The sequence below is a fragment of the Candidatus Accumulibacter phosphatis genome, assembly GCF_012939955.1.
Lineage (GTDB): Bacteria > Pseudomonadota > Gammaproteobacteria > Burkholderiales > Rhodocyclaceae > Accumulibacter > Accumulibacter delftensis.
In genome coordinates this window covers 1-15391 of record NZ_SPMY01000020.1, presented here as the reverse complement: position 1 = coordinate 15391, position 15391 = coordinate 1, and the positions used below count along the sequence as shown (strand labels likewise).

The 15391-nt window shown below is 61.7% G+C and carries 12 protein-coding genes and 1 pseudogene; 12 read left to right on the top strand and 1 reads right to left on the bottom strand.

Going from position 1 to position 15391, the window contains the following annotated elements:
- Positions 1–165: 165 nt before the first annotated feature.
- From E4Q23_RS07930 to E4Q23_RS07905, 6 genes and pseudogenes are all read left to right on the top strand, one after another.
- Positions 166–2295: a type I restriction-modification system subunit M gene (locus E4Q23_RS07930; protein ID WP_169066138.1), complete on the top strand. Its 2130-nt coding sequence runs from the start codon at positions 166–168 to the stop codon at positions 2293–2295.
- 47 nt (positions 2296–2342) lie between these two features.
- Positions 2343–3578 carry a restriction endonuclease subunit S gene (locus tag E4Q23_RS07925; RefSeq protein WP_169066137.1) on the top strand — a complete coding sequence of 412 codons (1236 nt, stop codon included), beginning with the start codon at positions 2343–2345 and terminating at the stop codon, positions 3576–3578.
- On the top strand, positions 3575–4726 hold the full coding sequence (locus tag E4Q23_RS07920) for an ImmA/IrrE family metallo-endopeptidase (RefSeq protein ID WP_169066136.1): 1152 nt from the start codon (positions 3575–3577) through the stop codon (positions 4724–4726). Before E4Q23_RS07925 ends, E4Q23_RS07920 begins: the two co-directional genes overlap by 4 nt.
- Entirely contained in the window at positions 4723–5217 is a 495-nt protein-coding gene (locus E4Q23_RS07915; protein ID WP_169066135.1) for a DUF4411 family protein, read from the top strand. The genes E4Q23_RS07920 and E4Q23_RS07915 overlap by 4 nt, the downstream gene beginning before the upstream one ends.
- Positions 5214–5444: a hypothetical protein gene (locus E4Q23_RS07910; RefSeq protein ID WP_169066134.1), complete on the top strand. Its 231-nt coding sequence runs from the start codon at positions 5214–5216 to the stop codon at positions 5442–5444. Before E4Q23_RS07915 ends, E4Q23_RS07910 begins: the two co-directional genes overlap by 4 nt.
- Before the next feature lie 51 nt (positions 5445–5495).
- Positions 5496–8499, top strand: a pseudogene (locus tag E4Q23_RS07905) (type I restriction endonuclease subunit R); the annotation flags it as partial.
- On the opposite strand, the gene E4Q23_RS23710 reads toward E4Q23_RS07905, so the two are convergent.
- Positions 8380–8901, bottom strand: a complete 522-nt coding sequence (locus E4Q23_RS23710) for an IS1096 element passenger TnpR family protein (protein WP_272873656.1) — start codon at positions 8899–8901, stop codon at positions 8380–8382. The pseudogene E4Q23_RS07905 and the gene E4Q23_RS23710 overlap by 120 nt on opposite strands.
- A gap of 1427 nt (positions 8902–10328) precedes the next feature.
- Here E4Q23_RS23710 and E4Q23_RS07900 point away from each other — a divergent pair.
- The 6 genes from E4Q23_RS07900 (at position 10329) to E4Q23_RS07875 (ending at position 15068) form a co-directional block, all read left to right on the top strand.
- Complete coding sequence (locus tag E4Q23_RS07900) at positions 10329–10616, top strand: encapsulin-associated ferritin-like protein (RefSeq protein ID WP_169066133.1); 288 nt, start codon at positions 10329–10331, stop codon at positions 10614–10616.
- A gap of 63 nt (positions 10617–10679) precedes the next feature.
- Positions 10680–12095, top strand: a complete 1416-nt coding sequence (locus tag E4Q23_RS07895) for a dihydrolipoyl dehydrogenase (RefSeq protein ID WP_169066132.1) — start codon at positions 10680–10682, stop codon at positions 12093–12095.
- A gap of 81 nt (positions 12096–12176) precedes the next feature.
- The gene (locus E4Q23_RS07890) at positions 12177–12806 is read left to right on the top strand and encodes a glutathione S-transferase family protein (protein WP_169066131.1); all 630 of its coding nucleotides are present in this window, start codon (positions 12177–12179) and stop codon (positions 12804–12806) included.
- 176 nt (positions 12807–12982) lie between these two features.
- Positions 12983–13591 (top strand): GNAT family N-acetyltransferase, encoded by a 609-nt coding sequence (locus tag E4Q23_RS07885; protein ID WP_169066130.1) that lies wholly within the window; start codon positions 12983–12985, stop codon positions 13589–13591.
- Positions 13588–14418, top strand: coding sequence for a diaminopimelate epimerase (gene dapF, locus E4Q23_RS07880; protein WP_169066129.1), 831 nt, complete (start codon positions 13588–13590; stop codon positions 14416–14418). The genes E4Q23_RS07885 and dapF overlap by 4 nt, the downstream gene beginning before the upstream one ends.
- A complete protein-coding gene (locus E4Q23_RS07875; RefSeq protein WP_169066128.1) occupies positions 14415–15068 on the top strand; it encodes a DUF484 family protein in 654 nt (217 codons plus the stop codon). The genes dapF and E4Q23_RS07875 overlap by 4 nt, the downstream gene beginning before the upstream one ends.
- Positions 15069–15391 lie beyond the last annotated feature (323 nt).

Here is a 15391-nt window from a genome sequence, read left to right as displayed (position 1 = left end):
GGCACACGCTACCGTCTTCCGTAACTTGGCTCAGAACTCGGCTTATCGGCCAGGCCTGAGCCAAGCCAATGGGCAAAAAAGATGATTCTGATCAGCAGCAAGACAGGGGGTAGACGGGACCACATGCCGTATCCCCCACGCGGCAACTAATTGCAGGATTCGTTTATGAGCACCGGTTTCCAACAACTCGCCAACTTCATCTGGTCCGTGGCTGACCTCTTGCGCGGCCCCTATCGCCCGCCGCAGTACGAGCGCGTGATGCTGCCGCTCACCGTGTTGCGCCGTTTCGACGCGGTGCTGGCGCTCAGCAAGGACGCGGTGCTGAAACGCTACGCCGAGCTCCGTGCCAAGCGCATACCCAACATCGACGCCGTTCTCAACAACCTGGCGAAGGATGAAGACGGCAAGCCGCTCGGCTTCCACAACCACAGCCAGCTCGACTTCCACAAACTCAAGGGCGACCCGGACAACATCGGCCGCCACCTGGCTGACTACATCAACAGCTTCTCCGAGAATGTCCGCAGGATCTTCGAACGCTTCGAATTCGAGAAGGAAATCGAGAAACTCGAAGAATCCAACCGCCTCTATCAGGTCGTCGCCCAGTTCGCCGAGATCGACTTGCACCCGCGCACAGTCGACAACATCACCATGGGACTGGTGTTCGAGGACCTGATCCGCCGCTTCAACGAAGCTGCCAACGAAACCGCAGGTGACCACTTCACGCCGCGTGAAGTCATACAGCTCATGGTCAATCTGCTGTTGGAGCCCGATACCCAGGTGCTCACGCAGGCCGGCATCATCGTCACAATCTGCGATCCTGCCTGCGGCACCGGCGGCATGCTGGCCGAAGCACAGAACTGGATTCGTGCCCATAACGAACAGGCCACGGTCAAGGTCTTCGGCCAGGACTACAACCCGCGCTCCTATGCCGTGGCGGCCTCCGACCTGCTGATCAAGGGGCACAAGGATGGCCAGGTAGTGCTGGGCAACACCCTCACCGACGACCCTTTCCCCGACCAGCACTTCGACTACCTGCTGGCCAACCCGCCTTTCGGCGTGGACTGGAAGGCGGAGAAGAAGATCATCGACCGCTGGCCCAGCTTCCGCGGCTACAGCGGCAAGCTGCCGCGCATCAACGACGGCGCGTTGCTGTTCCTGCTCTACATGATGAGCAAGTTCGAGGACTACGCTCCCGGCAACCGCAACAAGCCCGGTTCGCGCACCGCCATCGTTTTCAATGGCTCGCCGCTGTTTACCGGCGGTGCCGGCAGCGGCGAGAGCGAGATTCGCCGCTGGATCATCGAGCGCGACCAGCTCGAAGCCATCGTCGCCCTGCCCGAGCAGATGTTCTACAACACCGGCATCGGCACCTTTATCTGGGTGGTCACTAACCGCAAGGGGCCGCACCGCAAGGACAAGATCCAGCTGATCGACGCCCGCGAGCGCTACACGCCGATGAAGCGCAGCCTGGGCGACAAGCGCCGCTATCTCGACCAGGCCGCCCTCGACGTCGTCACCCGCGAACATGGAGCTTGTGAAGAAAGCCAGACCAGCCGCGTGTTCGACAACGCGGATTTCGGTTACCGCCGCATCACCGTGCTGCGCCCGCTGCGCCTGCGCTTTCAGATCACCGATGAAGCGCGCGAGCGCTTCCTTAACACCTGCCCCGAGCTGTTCGATGCACTGCAGGCGACACGGGACGAAGTTGGCAGCGAAGCGCTGCTGGACTGGAACCAGGCCTGGAACGCTGTTCAGCAGGTGTTCAAGACCCTACCTGACAACGAGGAAGGTTGGGCCAAGGGCGCCAAGGGCACGGCGCAGAGAAAGATCTTCCGCGAGTGCTTTACCATCGTGGACCCCGAGGCCGCGCCCGTCATCGCCAAACATCACAAGGCCGAGCCGCTGGACCGCGCCGCCTTGTTCCCCGGTCAGGCTCTGCCCGCCGACCTCGGCAAGGAAGCGCTCTACGCCCTGCTGGGCCTGCACGCCGATGGCAAGGGCAGGCACATCGAGTACGAATCCGACCCGGCGCTGAAGGACGCCGAAAACATCCCGGTGAATGAAGACATCATCAGCTACGTGCTGCGCGAGGTGCGGCCCTACGTGGCCGATGCCTGGATTGATCGCACAACCCTGGACGAGCAGGACGGCGGCATCGGCAAGATCGGCTACGAGATCAACTTCAACCGCGTGTTCTTCCAGTACCAGCCGCCGCGGCCGCTAAAGGTGATTGATGCTGAGCTTGCGGCCGTGGAGCAACGGATTTTGGAGTTGCTGCGGGAGGTGACGCAGTGACGATTTCTACTGCGAACACCCATCCTGACGCATGGAGACCCGCGCGCTTGAAGTTCGCTGCGCCCCTACGTAATGAACGCATGTCCGCCAGTTCCGACCATGCCGATTACCTTGGCCTTGAGAACGTCGAGTCGTGGACGGGCAGGATCATTGAGGCTGCGTCGAAGTCGAATGAGGCGATCGACGGGGACTCAGGCCTTGCCAACGTGTTCAGAGAAGGTGACGTGCTGTTCGGCAAGCTCCGCCCGTACTTGGCGAAGGCTTGCCACGTGCCGTGCGAAGGCGTCTGCTCTACTGAGCTGCTCGTGATGCGGCCCGCTGAATCCCTCCATCCCAGGTTCCTGCTCTATTCGTTACTGACTCCCGACTTTGTGGGGACCGTTGATGCGTCAACCTTCGGCGCCAAGATGCCTCGCGCCAGCTGGGACTACATCGGGTCGCTCGAGATTCGCCTTCCGCCGATCGACGCTCAGTCGAGCATCGCCAACTACCTCGACCGCGAGACCACCCGCATCGACGGGCTGATCGCCGAGAAGGAACGCATGCTGGCGCTGCTGGAAGAAAAGCGCGCAGCCCTCATCAGCCGCGTCGTCACCCGCGGCCTCGACCCCAACGCCCCGCTGAAACCCTCCGATCAGGATTGGCTGGGCGAGGTTCCTGCGCATTGGGAAGTTCAGCCCATCAAATACTTGGCCGTCGTTGGCAACGGCTCGACACCTTCGGTTGAAAATGCCAGCTATTGGAGCGACGATGGCTACCCATGGCTGAACAGCTCCGTCGTTAATGAGCCGCTCGTCATAAAGGCAAGTCGGTTCGTGACTGAAACCGCACTGAAAGAATGCCACTTGCCAAAGATCCAGCCGCCAGCTGTACTGGTCGGCATCACCGGACAAGGAAGGACGCGCGCCTTGTCGTCACTGCTGGGCATCGAGGCCACGATAAATCAGCATCTCGCGTTCATCAAGCCACACTGCGACGCGCTCCATCCGGGTTATCTATGCCACTGGTTGGGTCATGCCTATGCGTTTCTTCGCAGCGACAGCGATGGTGCAGGCAGTACCAAAGGGGCAATCACTTGCGAACAACTGGCCAACATGAGAATTCCTGTTCCGCCAACCGGTGAGCAGTTGGAAATATGCGCCCATATAAGGAAGTCGCTTGATGTTGCTGAACCGCTTCAGTCGGAGATTCAAAACTCACTCAACCTACTGATGGAACGTCGCGCCGCCCTGATCACCGCCGCCGTGACCGGCCAGATTCCGCTTGAGGAGCTGCAGCCATGAACCTTACCGTACCCGCCTCGATCCCGGTGCTGCGCTGGGCCGCCGAGCGGGCGCGGTTGGACGATTTTGCGCTGGTGAAGCGTTTTCGCAAGTGGCCGCTGTGGCTCAGCGGTGAGGCGCAACCGACGCTGAGGCAAATCGAAGATTTCGCCCGCATGACCCATACGCCGTTCGGCTACTTTTTCCTGCCCGAACCACCGCGCATGGAACTGCCGGTGCCGGACTTCCGGAGCTTGCGCGACGCGCCCGTGCGCGAACCGAGCAATGACCTGCTGGATACCGTTTACCTGTGCCAGCGGCGCCAGGACTGGTTTCGCGAGTACGCCCAGCTCAATGGTCTCCCGCCTGTACCCTTCGTCGGTGAGGTCCGCGTTGGTGATGTCCCTGAAGCCGTGGCTGAGAAGCTGCGCGATACGCTGGACTTGTCTGTTACCGAGCGACAGACCTTGCCGACGTGGACCGATGCCCTGCGGCAATTGATCGCGCGCACCGAGGATGCCGGCGTGCTGGTGATGGCCAGCTCCATTGTTGGTGCCAACAGTCACCGCAAGCTCGATGTCGACGAGTTTCGCGGCTTCGCCCTGGCCGATCACCTAGCTCCCCTAGTGTTCTTGAACGCAGGCGATAGCAAAGCAGCGCAAATGTTCAGCCTGGCGCATGAACTGGCCCATCTGGCCCTGGGACAAAGCGGCATATCGGATGCTGAAGCCGGCCGTGTGCCTGAGCGAACTACCGAACGCTGGTGTAACAAGGTCGCCGCTGAGTTGCTGATGCCGCTGGCGGTCATGCGAGAAGCGGTGCAGCGCGAGGCAGCCATTGAACAGGAAATTCAACGCCTGGCTCGGCTGTTCAAGGTCAGTACGCTGGTGGCGCTGCGGCGCTTGTTCGACGCAGGCCTGATCAACGCAGCCACACTATGGCAGCACTACCGCAAGGAAGTCGAACGCCTGCGCACGCTGGAGCGCACTGGCGGCGGCGGTGACTTCTACCGGACCCTGGGTGCGCGCACCGGCAAGCGCTTTGCGCGGGCCCTGGTAGGCAGCGCCTTGGAAGGGCAGACCTTGTTTCAGGATGCCTTCCGCCTGCTGGGCGTGCGCAAATCCGCTACGTTCTACCAGGCTGCGCGCGAGTTGGGGGTGATGCTGTGATCTACCTGCTCGATGCGAATGTGTTCATTCAGGCCAAGAATCTGCACTACGGGCTGGACTTCTGCCCCGCCTTCTGGGAATGGCTGCTCGAAAACCATGCCGCGGGAAAAGTGGCCAGTATCGACAAGGTAGGCGACGAAATCGCCGCCGGCGGTGATGAACTCACCGATTGGGTACGCGATCACGGCGACGGCATGTTCCTCAAGACCGATGCGGCGGTCGCAGCGCAATTCGGCGCCGTCAGCACCTGGATCACCGGCCAGCAGTACGAGCCGGCGGCGATCAATACCTTCTTGCAGGTGGCGGACTTCTACCTCATCGCGCATGCGCTGGCGCGCGGGCAAACGGTTGTCACCCACGAGGTGCCGGCGAACTCGGCAAAACGAATCAAGATACCGAACGTCTGCAGCGGCTTGAATCTGCGTTTTACGACGCCTTACGAGATGTTGCGGCGCGAACAGGCCAAGTTTGTCTTGGGGAAGAAGCCATGACGCGTTCCAGCGAAGCCGCTATCGCAACCGCCATCGAATCGGTCGTGCCCGACGCCGGTCACAAGTGGGTCGACGGCAAAGGCTTCGACCGTCATCGGGGGATTCTGCCGGTTGAAGCGCCGGGGTTCATGCGCACTGCCCAAGCCAGGCTTCGGGAGAAGCTTGAGGCGCTGCACGGCGAGCAGCGCTATGCTTTTCAACGTTACCTTGAGTTGCTTTTAAGTTAAAGAAATCTTGGCATCTTTAACTTAAGCGTTGAGGGAGTAAGGGATGATCTTGTGAACCGAACCAGCGAGGCCGCCTTTGAAACCGCCATTGAGTCGGTTTTGCTGGGCAATGGCTTTACACCCGTCGATGGCCAGGGCTTCGATCGCGAGCGGAGCATCTTCGCAGCGGAGGTACTGGCGTTCATCCAAGCCACCCAGGAGAGCGTGTGGAAGAAGCTCGATGCCCTGCACGGTGCGCAAACCGGGGACCGCGTTCTGGAATCACTGTGCAAATGGCTGGACACGCATGGTGCCCTAGCCACGCTTCGGCACGGCTTCAAGTGTTTCGGCAAGACCCTGCGTGTCGCGTTCTTTCGCCCGGCGCACGGACTTAACCCGGAGCTGGAGGCGCGCTACCAGGCCAATCGGCTCGGCCTGACCCGACAACTGCACTTCAGTCCGAAGAGCGAGAAATCGTTGGACGTGGTGTTGTCGGTCAATGGCATCCCCGTGGTGACCCTGGAACTCAAGAACCCGCTGAGCGGGCAGACGGTGGCCAATGCCATCCACCAGTACCGCAACGACCGCGATCCGCGTGAACCCATCTTCGAGTTCACCAAGCGAACCTTGGTGCACTTCGCAGTGGACACGGAAGAGGCGCACATGGCGACGCGGCTGGCGGGCCCGGCAACGCACTTTCTGCCCTTCAACCGGGGTGCGGACGGCGGCGCCGGCAATCCGCCCGACAAGGCCGGTCGCAACTACAAGACGGCCTACCTGTGGGAGGAAGTGCTGCAGCGTGACAGCCTGCTGGACCTGCTTGCCCGCTTTCTGCATGTAGATGTTGAGGAGAAAGTGGCGGACGACGGCAAGAAGCTGCGCAAGGAAAACCTGATCTTTCCGCGCTACCACCAGTTGCAAGCCGTGCGCCAGATCGTGGACGCCGCCGCAGTGGAGGGCGTAGGCCACAACTACCTGGTCGAGCACTCGGCCGGCAGCGGCAAGAGCAACACCCTTGCCTGGCTGGCGCATCGCCTTTCCAGCCTGCACGATGCGCAGGACCAACGGCTTTTCGACAGCGTGGTGGTGATCACCGATCGCGTGGTGCTGGACAGGCAGTTGCAGAATACGATCTACCAGTTCGACCACCGCCAGGGCGTGGTGCAGAAGATCGACGAGGACTCGCGGCAGCTCGCAGAGGCGCTGGAAGCGGGTGTGCCGATCATCATCACGACACTGCAGAAGTTCCCCTTCGTCTCCGGGCAGCTGGCCAAGCTGAGTGAGGAGCGCGGCGAGGGCGGCAGGAGCCACCTGCCGACGCGCAAGTACGCGGTGATCATCGACGAAGCACACAGCTCGCAGTCGGGGGGAGACGGCCACCGAACTCAAGGGCGTGCTGGGCGGCGCCGAATTGCGCAAGAAGGCCCAGGAGATGGCCGAAGAGGAGGGCAAGGTCGAACTGGAGCGCTTGTTCCGTTCCATGGCCAAGCGTGGTCGGCAGCCCAACATGAGCTTCTTCGCCTTCACGGCGACGCCCAAGCACAAGACGCTGGCGATTTTCGGGCGCAACGGCGAGCCGTTTCACCGCTACACGATGCGCCAGGCTATTGACGAAGGCTTCATCGAGGACGTGCTCATGAGCTACGTCACTTACAAGACCTACTACAAGCTGGTCAAGAAGGCCGAGGACGACCCCAACGTCGAGCGCAAGAAGGCGGCCAAGGCGCTGGCCCGCTTCATGCGACTGCACCCGCACAACATCGGCCAGAAGACCGAGGTGATGGTGGAGCACTTCCAGCATTTCACGCGGCACAAGATCGGCGGCCACGCCAAGGCCATGGTCGTCACGGGCTCGCGCCTGGAGGCTGTGCGCTACAAACAGGAGTTCGACCGCTATATCCAGACGAAGGGCTACCCGATCAAGAGCCTGGTGGCATTCTCGGGTACGGTGGAAGACGACAAGACCCCCGAAAAGTCGTACACCGAGGTCGAGATGAACGCCGGCGTGAAGGAGAAGGAGCTTCCCGACACCTTCGCCAAGCCTGACTATCGGGTGCTGTTGGTGGCCGAGAAGTACCAGACGGGCTTCGACCAACCCATGCTGCACACGATGTACGTGGACAAGCGCCTGGCCGGCATCCAGGCCGTGCAGACCCTGTCGCGCCTTAACCGAACACATCCGCTGAAGGACGACACCTTCGTGCTGGACTTCGTCAACGACCCGGCAGAGATCCAGGAAGCCTTCCGGCAGTACTACGAAGGCTCGGTGATGGGTGAGCAAGTCGATGCGGACAAGCTCTATGAGGTAAAAGCCGACCTTGATGCGACTGGCATCTACCGGCAATTAGAGGTGACCGACTTCTCGCGAATTTTCTTTGCGCCCAAGCGGCGGCAGAGCCCCGGTGACCACAAAGCCATGAACGCGGTCCTCGACGAGGCAGTCGCTCGCTTCAAGCAACTGCAAGACACGGAAGAGGAGGAAGCTGAACTCTGGCGAGGCAAGCTCCAGGCTTTCCGGAACCTGTACGGCTTCCTCAGCCAGGTGATTCCCTACCAGGACAGCGATCTGGAAAAGCTATTCACCTACTTGCGCCACCTCGGGTTGAAACTTCCAAAGCGAAAGAGCGGGCCGGGATACCAGTTCGACGAGGAAGTCGAACTCGATTACTACCGGCTGCAAAAGATCAGCGAAGGCTCAATCAGCCTGAACGAGGGTTACGCCAAAGCTCTCGACGGGCCACGCGAGGTGGGTTCCGGGATGGTGCGCGAGGAACGCCTTTCGTTGTCACGCTTGATAGACTTCATCAACCAGCGTTTCGGTGGTGAACTCAACGAAGCAGACCAACTGTTCTTCGACCAGATTGCCGAGGCAGCCAGCCGGAACGAGTCCTTGCAGCAAGCAGCCGAAGTCAACTCGCTGGACAAGTTCCAACTGGTATTCCGGCAGGTCCTGGAGTCACTGTTCATCGAACGTATGGATCTGAATGAAGAGCTGTTCACCGACTACATGGGTAAGCCGGATATGCAGGAACTCGTTGCCAAGTGGCTCGGGTGCCAGGTTTATGCGCGACTGTCCGCAGGGAACGCGCGCAATGAACAGGTGCCTGGGTAAGCCGGCATATTGCGAGAAGGTGCAGCCGACGTGGCAATCCAGCGATTTGACGCTGCGCGTTGGCGATGAGGCGGAAAAGAGCAAGTTGTCGCCAAAATCGTAGCGGAATTCGACGACCTGCCCGGGAAACAACCCGGCCTCTGCCAGCGTCACTTCGTCTGCGTAATCGTCATAGACATCGCTACAGCGCGGGTCGTCGAGCATGCGCAGGCTTGCGTACTCGTCCTGGTAGCGAAACTGGTACAGGTGCTCATCGTCGAATTCGAAGGTATCAAGAATGAACTCGGCAAGATCCTCGAAACTGCCTGCCGCAGGCATGACGATGCGACGCCATACACTCTGCCCAAGTAAAACCTTGAAGGTCATGCTGCCGCGGAATGGCTCGACCGCATCGACTCCACCGAGAATATTCTTCCAGGCGGGAAATGACGAAAGCGCGACCTTCGCCCAAGCATAAAACGGCGGCAACTCGGCATCCGCTTCGCTGAGTTCCTCCTTCGCCGCCGAGTTCTCGACGGAAGTAAAGAAAAGGCGCTCCAGCATATCGTTGGTGCTATCACCGAAAGCCTTAAAGTAGGTGGCACTGGCGGACAAGCCCCAGCGCGTCGCGGCGATTCGCCTGATCTTCCATCCTCGCCCGACAGCGGCCGTTTCCGACTCGATGTCAAGCAGACCGAACAGTTGCATGAGCGCGATCTGCCTGATACCCAGGATGTATGACAAGGGGTCGGGCGATTCCTGCTTGCTCGCCCGACTGTGCGGCGCTTGCGCTTCAAGAGCTCGTAACGGTATTCCGCGAACCTGCCGGCCGCCGCCCCCCTCCAGTCGTTCTCGCAATCTGCAAGATGCCACCAGCGTTCGAGCAAGGTGAAGTACTGCTCCGTGGGATTCAGCAACTGCCACCTGGCCAGCATCCCTGTATCGAGGACCATCCGAGGCGTGCTGCGTGAACGATCGATGTTCCCCAGCCGACTGAAGCGCAACAGCAGGTGTAAGCCATCCACATGCGGATAGGAGATCTGCCGGCCGCGGCTTAAGCCGATCGATGCCGAATTAGTCAAGAGCTTATTGAGTTCGGGCAAGCGGGCGATGGCAAACTCACATTCCTTTGGCGAAACCGGGATGCCGTCCGCGCCGAGGTAATCAAGTAGCGCATTGAAATCACGCTCGATGGTGCCGGGTGGCGCCGCTGCGGCGGCAACGGCAGAGAACACCGCACGGTCTGCGTCAGTCAGTTGAAGATTCGCCATGAGGGAGTCGAGTCGTTGAACTATTGCCTTGGTGGAGGGCGTGAGGGAGGGACTGGCAGCCGGCAGCGTCACCCATGTTAGCGAAAAAGTGCAGCCAGGGTGCGCGATGCATCTTCGCGGCCTGCGCGGCGATACCAGAAACAAGGTCTTCGCATTTTCTCTATTGGCGCCCAGGCAGCAGTGTCTCGATAGCCGCTGCTGGCCCGCGACCGGCGACCGGCGACGCTGCAGCGCCTATTTTTCCGACGTACTGCTGATCACGCCGGATCGGACTTGAGCCTGGGGCCATCGCTTTCCAACAAGGCTGAACGCAGTTCTGGCCGATCAACCCGGCCCTCGCTGCGCGCATGGCAAAGAGCTTCCGGGAAGTGAAGGCGGCGCGCTGGGCGCCGTGCCGGAAAAGCTCCCGCGATACTGGTGCCGACACCCCATCATGCTTCTGCGATGACGCTTGTTGGTCTATGATCATTACCGGAAACGCGACCAGCGCCGATTCATTCTCGATTTATTGTTCAACCCGAAGGCTTGTCGGAGGATTGCAAAATGGCAAATGAAGGCTACCACGAACCAGTTTTGGAACTGACGGACGAAACACGCGACATGCATCGGGCCATTGTCTCGCTGATGGAGGAGCTCGAAGCGGTCGATTGGTACAACCAGCGCATGGATGCCTGCAAGGATGAGGAACTGCGCGCCATCCTCAAGCACAACCGCGACGAGGAGAAGGAGCACGCGGCGATGGTTCTCGAATGGATCCGCCGCCACGACGCCACATTCGACAAGGAATTGCGCGACACGCTATTCACTGACAGGAAGCTCGATCACGACTGATCGCTGGCGCCATCGCCAGCCCGCCAGCGACTCCGCACAAGCTTCCCAGCGAGGAACCCGCGCATGGAAAAGACCCTTGACGTCATCATCATCGGCGCCGGATCTGCCGGCCTCGCCGCCTTGCAGGAAGTGCGCAAGCGCACCGAGAACTTCCTGCTGATCAACGACGGCCCCTACGGCACGACCTGCGCGCGAGTGGGCTGCATGCCCTCCAAGGCGCTGATCGAGGCCGCCAACGCCTTCCATCGCCGGCACAGCTTCGACGCCTTCGGCATTCGCGGCGGCGCCGCGCTGAGCATCGACGTGCCGGCGGTACTGCAGCGTGTGCGCGCTCTGCGCGACGATTTCGTCGCCGGCACTGTGAAGGCCAGCGACGACCTGGGCGAACGCAGCCTCGCCGGCCGCGCCACGCTGCTCGATGCGCAGACAGTTGCCGTCGGCAAGCGCCGCTACCACGCCAGACGGATCATCATCGCCTGCGGCAGCCAACCTCTGATCCCGGACGCCTGGCGCGCCTTTGGCGAGCGCATCGTGACCACCGACACCCTGTTCGAAATGGAGACGCTGCCGCGCCGGATGGCGGTCGTCGGACTGGGCGCCATTGGCGTCGAGATCGCGCAGGCGCTATCGCGGCTGGGCGTCGAAGTCACCGGCTTCGGGGCCAACCCGCGACTCGCAGGGCTGAGCGATGAAGCGGTCGATCTAGCCTTGCGCGAGTTGCTGCAGAAAGAGTTCCCCTTGCACACCGCGGCCAGCGCCGAATTGTCGCCCGCCGGCGACGGGATCGAAGTGCGCAGCGGCAGTGTGCGCGTCATCGTCGACCGGGTGATCGCCGCCATCGGCCGGCGCCCGAACATCGCCGGGATCGGCCTGGAAGCACTCGGCGTCGAACTCGACGCGCGCGGCATGCCGCCGGTAAACCCCAACACCTTGCAGATCGCCGACCTGCCGATCTTTCTGGCCGGTGACGCCAACGGGCGTGCGGCCTTGCTGCACGAGGCCGCCGACGAAGGTCACATCGCCGGCATCAACGCCACGTCGACCGAGCTGCGCTGCTTCCGGCGCCGCACGCCGCTGGCGATTGTCTTCGCCGACCCCAATGTTGCCGTCGTCGGCCAGCGCTTCGCCGAACTCGATGCAGCGCAGGTGCTCATCGGGCAAGCCAGCTTCAAGCGACAGGGCCGGGCGCGCACCGCCGAGAAAAACAAGGGCTTGCTGCGCCTCTATGCCGAGCGGAGCAGTGGCCGCCTGCTCGGTGGCGAGATGTGCGTACCTGCCGGCGAACACATGGCGCACGTCCTGGCACTGGCCATCGAACGCCAACTCGGCGTGCAGGAGCTGCTGCGCCTGCCCTTCTATCATCCGGTGCTCGAAGAAGGCATGCGCAGCGCGCTGCGCGAATTGTCTTCCCAACTCCCGGCGGGCAGCAACTCCGACCTTGCTTCCTGCGGCGCCTACCAGGCCGAGGCGCTGGACTGACACCCGTGAGCGCGCCCAGATTGACCCCGCGCCCCCGGCAACGATATCGTGCTAACCGGCCCATCGACAGGAGAACCCGCCATGCTCTTCCATGACTGCAACTTTGCCCCCAGCCCCCGCCTGGTACGCGTGTTCATCGCCGAAAAGGGACTCGCGATCCCGACCCGCGAGGTAGACCTCCGTAACGGCGAACAGCTCTCGCCCGAATACCGCGCGATCAATCCCTACTGCAGCGTACCGGTGCTCGAACTCGACGACGGCACACGGCTGACCTCAACGCAGGGCTGCTGGCGCTATCTCGAAGAGAGCGTCCCCAATCCGCCGCTGCTCGGCTCGACGCCCACCGAGAAAGCACTGATCGCCGACCTGCTGTGGCATATCGAGAACGATGGCTGGCAGGCGATTACCGAGGCCGTCCGCAACACCCTGCCGGGAATGAAAGACCGGGCATTGACCGGCGCCGAAAACTACGCGCAAATCCCGGCGCTCGGCGAACGCGGCAAACTGCGCGGCGAACGCTTCCTCGCCAAGTTCGACAAGATGCTGGCCGGACGCGACTACCTTGCCGGCGATCGCTACAGCGCGGCCGACATCATGGCCCTGGTGCTCGTCGATTTCGCCGGCTGGCTGAAGATCGTGCTGCCTGCCGAGGCCAGTAACGCCCGGCGCTGGTACGCCGCCGTCAGCGCCCGGCCGAGCGCCAGGCTGTAGAGCTTCCGAGCTTCACGTGCAGGCGACCAGCCGGGCCTTGAGCCGGTACAATTCGTCCTTTTCGCTCATCACGCGTCGTCACCGATCGCCGCTCCCCGGCACTCGCCGGCGGCAACTTGCTGCCGGTGCTCTGACGACGCGGCTTGGGTCGACGCGCGGATTGCTTCGGAGCCAGAATGAAGGTCCTCATCTCACCCCTTGCTGCCGCTGATGTCGAAGCGGTCAGCGCACTCGCACGCCGGGTCTGGCAACACACCTACCTGGGAATCATCAGCCAGGAACAGATCGACTACATGCTCGAGCAACGCTACCGAGCGCAACTGGTGAAGGAGGAGTTGGGCCTGCCCACGATATGGTGGGACCAGGTGACCGTCGATGGTCAGCTGGCAGGCTTCGTCTCCTGCCTGCTGACCGCCACAGCCGGCGAAATGAAGCTTGACAAGCTCTACGTCGACCCGCAGCGACAGCGCCTCGGGATTGGCCGTCGCCTGATCGATCAGGTGGTCGCACGGGCACATGCGGCCGCTTGCGAAACGCTGATCCTGGCCGTCAACAAGGGCAACGAAAAAGCCATTGCCGCTTACCGCAAACAGGGCTTCGTCGTCCGTGACGCGGTCTGCGTCGATATTGGCGGCGGCTATGTGATGGACGACTTTATAATGGCCAAACCATTGCCAACGGTCATCAAAGGTCGCGATACCCCGGATCATGACCATCATCACCGTCCCCCGCCACTTGCCGAGCGCATGCCGGCGTGCACACCGCCGGATCCTGAACAGGCATGAAACTGACATTTGTCAAAATGCACGGACTGGGCAACGACTTTGTCGTGCTCGACGGCATTCGTCAGGCGATCGAACTGACGCCAGCACAACTGCGCTTGCTCGCTGACCGCCATTTTGGCGTCGGCTGCGATCAGATTCTGCTCGTCGAAGCAGCCCGCCAGCCGGGTGTCGATTTCCGCTATCGCATTTTCAACGCCGACGGCGGCGAAGTCGAGCAGTGCGGCAACGGCGCGCGCTGCTTCGTGCGTTTCGTTCATGAGCAGGGGCTGAGCGCCCAGCGCGAGATCCGCGTCGAAACCATGAGCGGGGTCATCGTCCCGCGCCTCGAGGACGACGGCATGGTGAGCGTCGACATGGGGGAACCGGTTTTGGCGCCGGCGAAAATACCATTCATCAGCGCCAGCAGCGATGTCCTGCAGACGCTGCGCATCGCCGACCATGCAATCGCCATCACCGCCGTCGGTATGGGTAACCCGCACGCCGTACAGCTGGTCGACGACGTCGATACGGCAGCCGTCGAAGAACAGGGACCACTGATCGAAAGACACCCCTGCTTTCCGCAGCGTGTCAATGCCGGCTTCATGCAGGTGGTCGACCGTAAGGCGATTCGCCTGCGTGTTTTCGAACGTGGTGCCGGCGAAACATTGGCCTGCGGCACCGGCGCTTGCGCCGCCGTCGTCGCCGGCATCAGCCGTGGCCTGCTTGATTCGCCGGTACGCGTCGAAATGCGTGGCGGCCTGCTCAGTATCGCCTGGAATGGCCCCGGCACCCCGGTGCTGATGACCGGCCCTGCAGTCACCGTATTCAAGGGAGAAATCGAAGTATGAAATCCAGCGAAGTCGCAGAGTACCTGCACAGCAATCCCCAGTTCTTCGACGAGCACTCGGAGCTGATGACCAATATGGTCGTTCCGCACCCGCATGGGGGGCGGACGATCTCGATCACCGAGCGCCAGATGCTCGCGCTGCGCGACAAGAACAAGCAGCTCGAAAGCAAGATGGGCGAGCTGCTGCAGTTCGGCGAGGAAAACGACGCCATTAGCGAAAAGATGCACCGCCTGGCGGTGGGCATGATCGCCGCCAAAAGCTTCCAGTCGGTACTGCACACGCTGAATTTTCACCTGCGCGACGATCTTGCCGTTCCGCACGTCGCCGTGCGCCTCTGGGATCGCCCCGCCGAAAGCGAAGAGCTCCCGGAATTCACCGAGGTCAGCAAGGAACTGCAGGCTTTTGCCGAAACCCTGGGGCACCCTTACTGCGGCTCGACCACCGGCTTCGAGACCTCGTCATGGTTCGGCGAAGCCTCCCTGCATATTCGCTCACAAGCCTTGATCGCGATGCGCAACGGCGGCGGTACGATCGGCATGATCGCCATGGGCAGCGAAGACGGCGAACGCTTCTACAGCGGCATGGGAACGATTTACCTCGAACGCCTCGGTGAAATGGCGTCGGCGGCGCTGGCGCGCGTCCTGCGCTAACGGTCATGACAGTCGAGATACCCCGGATGATGAAAGTCATGAGCGTTCCCCTCTCACTTGCAGTGCGCATTCCGGCTTGCACGCCGGAATCGTTCGCCGGGCGGGGAGCAAGCTCCCTGAATTCCCCGCCTCACCCCCGGCCCTTCTCCCGCAGGGGGAGAAGGAAGTTCGTGAGTCGCTTGCGCGACTTTCACATTAACGGTCATGACACGTGGAGACACCCCAAATCATGAAAGTCATGACCGTTTCCCTCTTCCCCTGCCCCTTCTCGCGCAAGGGGAGAAGGGAGTTTCGTGAGTCGCTTGCGCGACTTTCACATTAAC

Bases quoted from the DNA above. Each gene is read 5' to 3' on its own strand.
- E4Q23_RS07930 (WP_169066138.1), top strand. From the start codon at position 166: ATGAGCACCGGTTTCCAACAACTCGCCAACTTCATCTGGTCCGTGGCT.
- E4Q23_RS07920 (WP_169066136.1), top strand. From the start codon at position 3,575: ATGAACCTTACCGTACCCGCCTCGATCCCGGTGCTGCGCTGGGCCGCC.
- E4Q23_RS07910 (WP_169066134.1), top strand. From the start codon at position 5,214: ATGACGCGTTCCAGCGAAGCCGCTATCGCAACCGCCATCGAATCGGTC.
- E4Q23_RS23710 (WP_272873656.1), bottom strand. From the start codon at position 8,901: ATGACCTTCAAGGTTTTACTTGGGCAGAGTGTATGGCGTCGCATCGTC.
- E4Q23_RS07900 (WP_169066133.1), top strand. From the start codon at position 10,329: ATGGCAAATGAAGGCTACCACGAACCAGTTTTGGAACTGACGGACGAA.
- E4Q23_RS07895 (WP_169066132.1), top strand. From the start codon at position 10,680: ATGGAAAAGACCCTTGACGTCATCATCATCGGCGCCGGATCTGCCGGC.
- E4Q23_RS07890 (WP_169066131.1), top strand. From the start codon at position 12,177: ATGCTCTTCCATGACTGCAACTTTGCCCCCAGCCCCCGCCTGGTACGC.
- E4Q23_RS07885 (WP_169066130.1), top strand. From the start codon at position 12,983: ATGAAGGTCCTCATCTCACCCCTTGCTGCCGCTGATGTCGAAGCGGTC.
- dapF (WP_169066129.1), top strand. From the start codon at position 13,588: ATGAAACTGACATTTGTCAAAATGCACGGACTGGGCAACGACTTTGTC.
- E4Q23_RS07875 (WP_169066128.1), top strand. From the start codon at position 14,415: ATGAAATCCAGCGAAGTCGCAGAGTACCTGCACAGCAATCCCCAGTTC.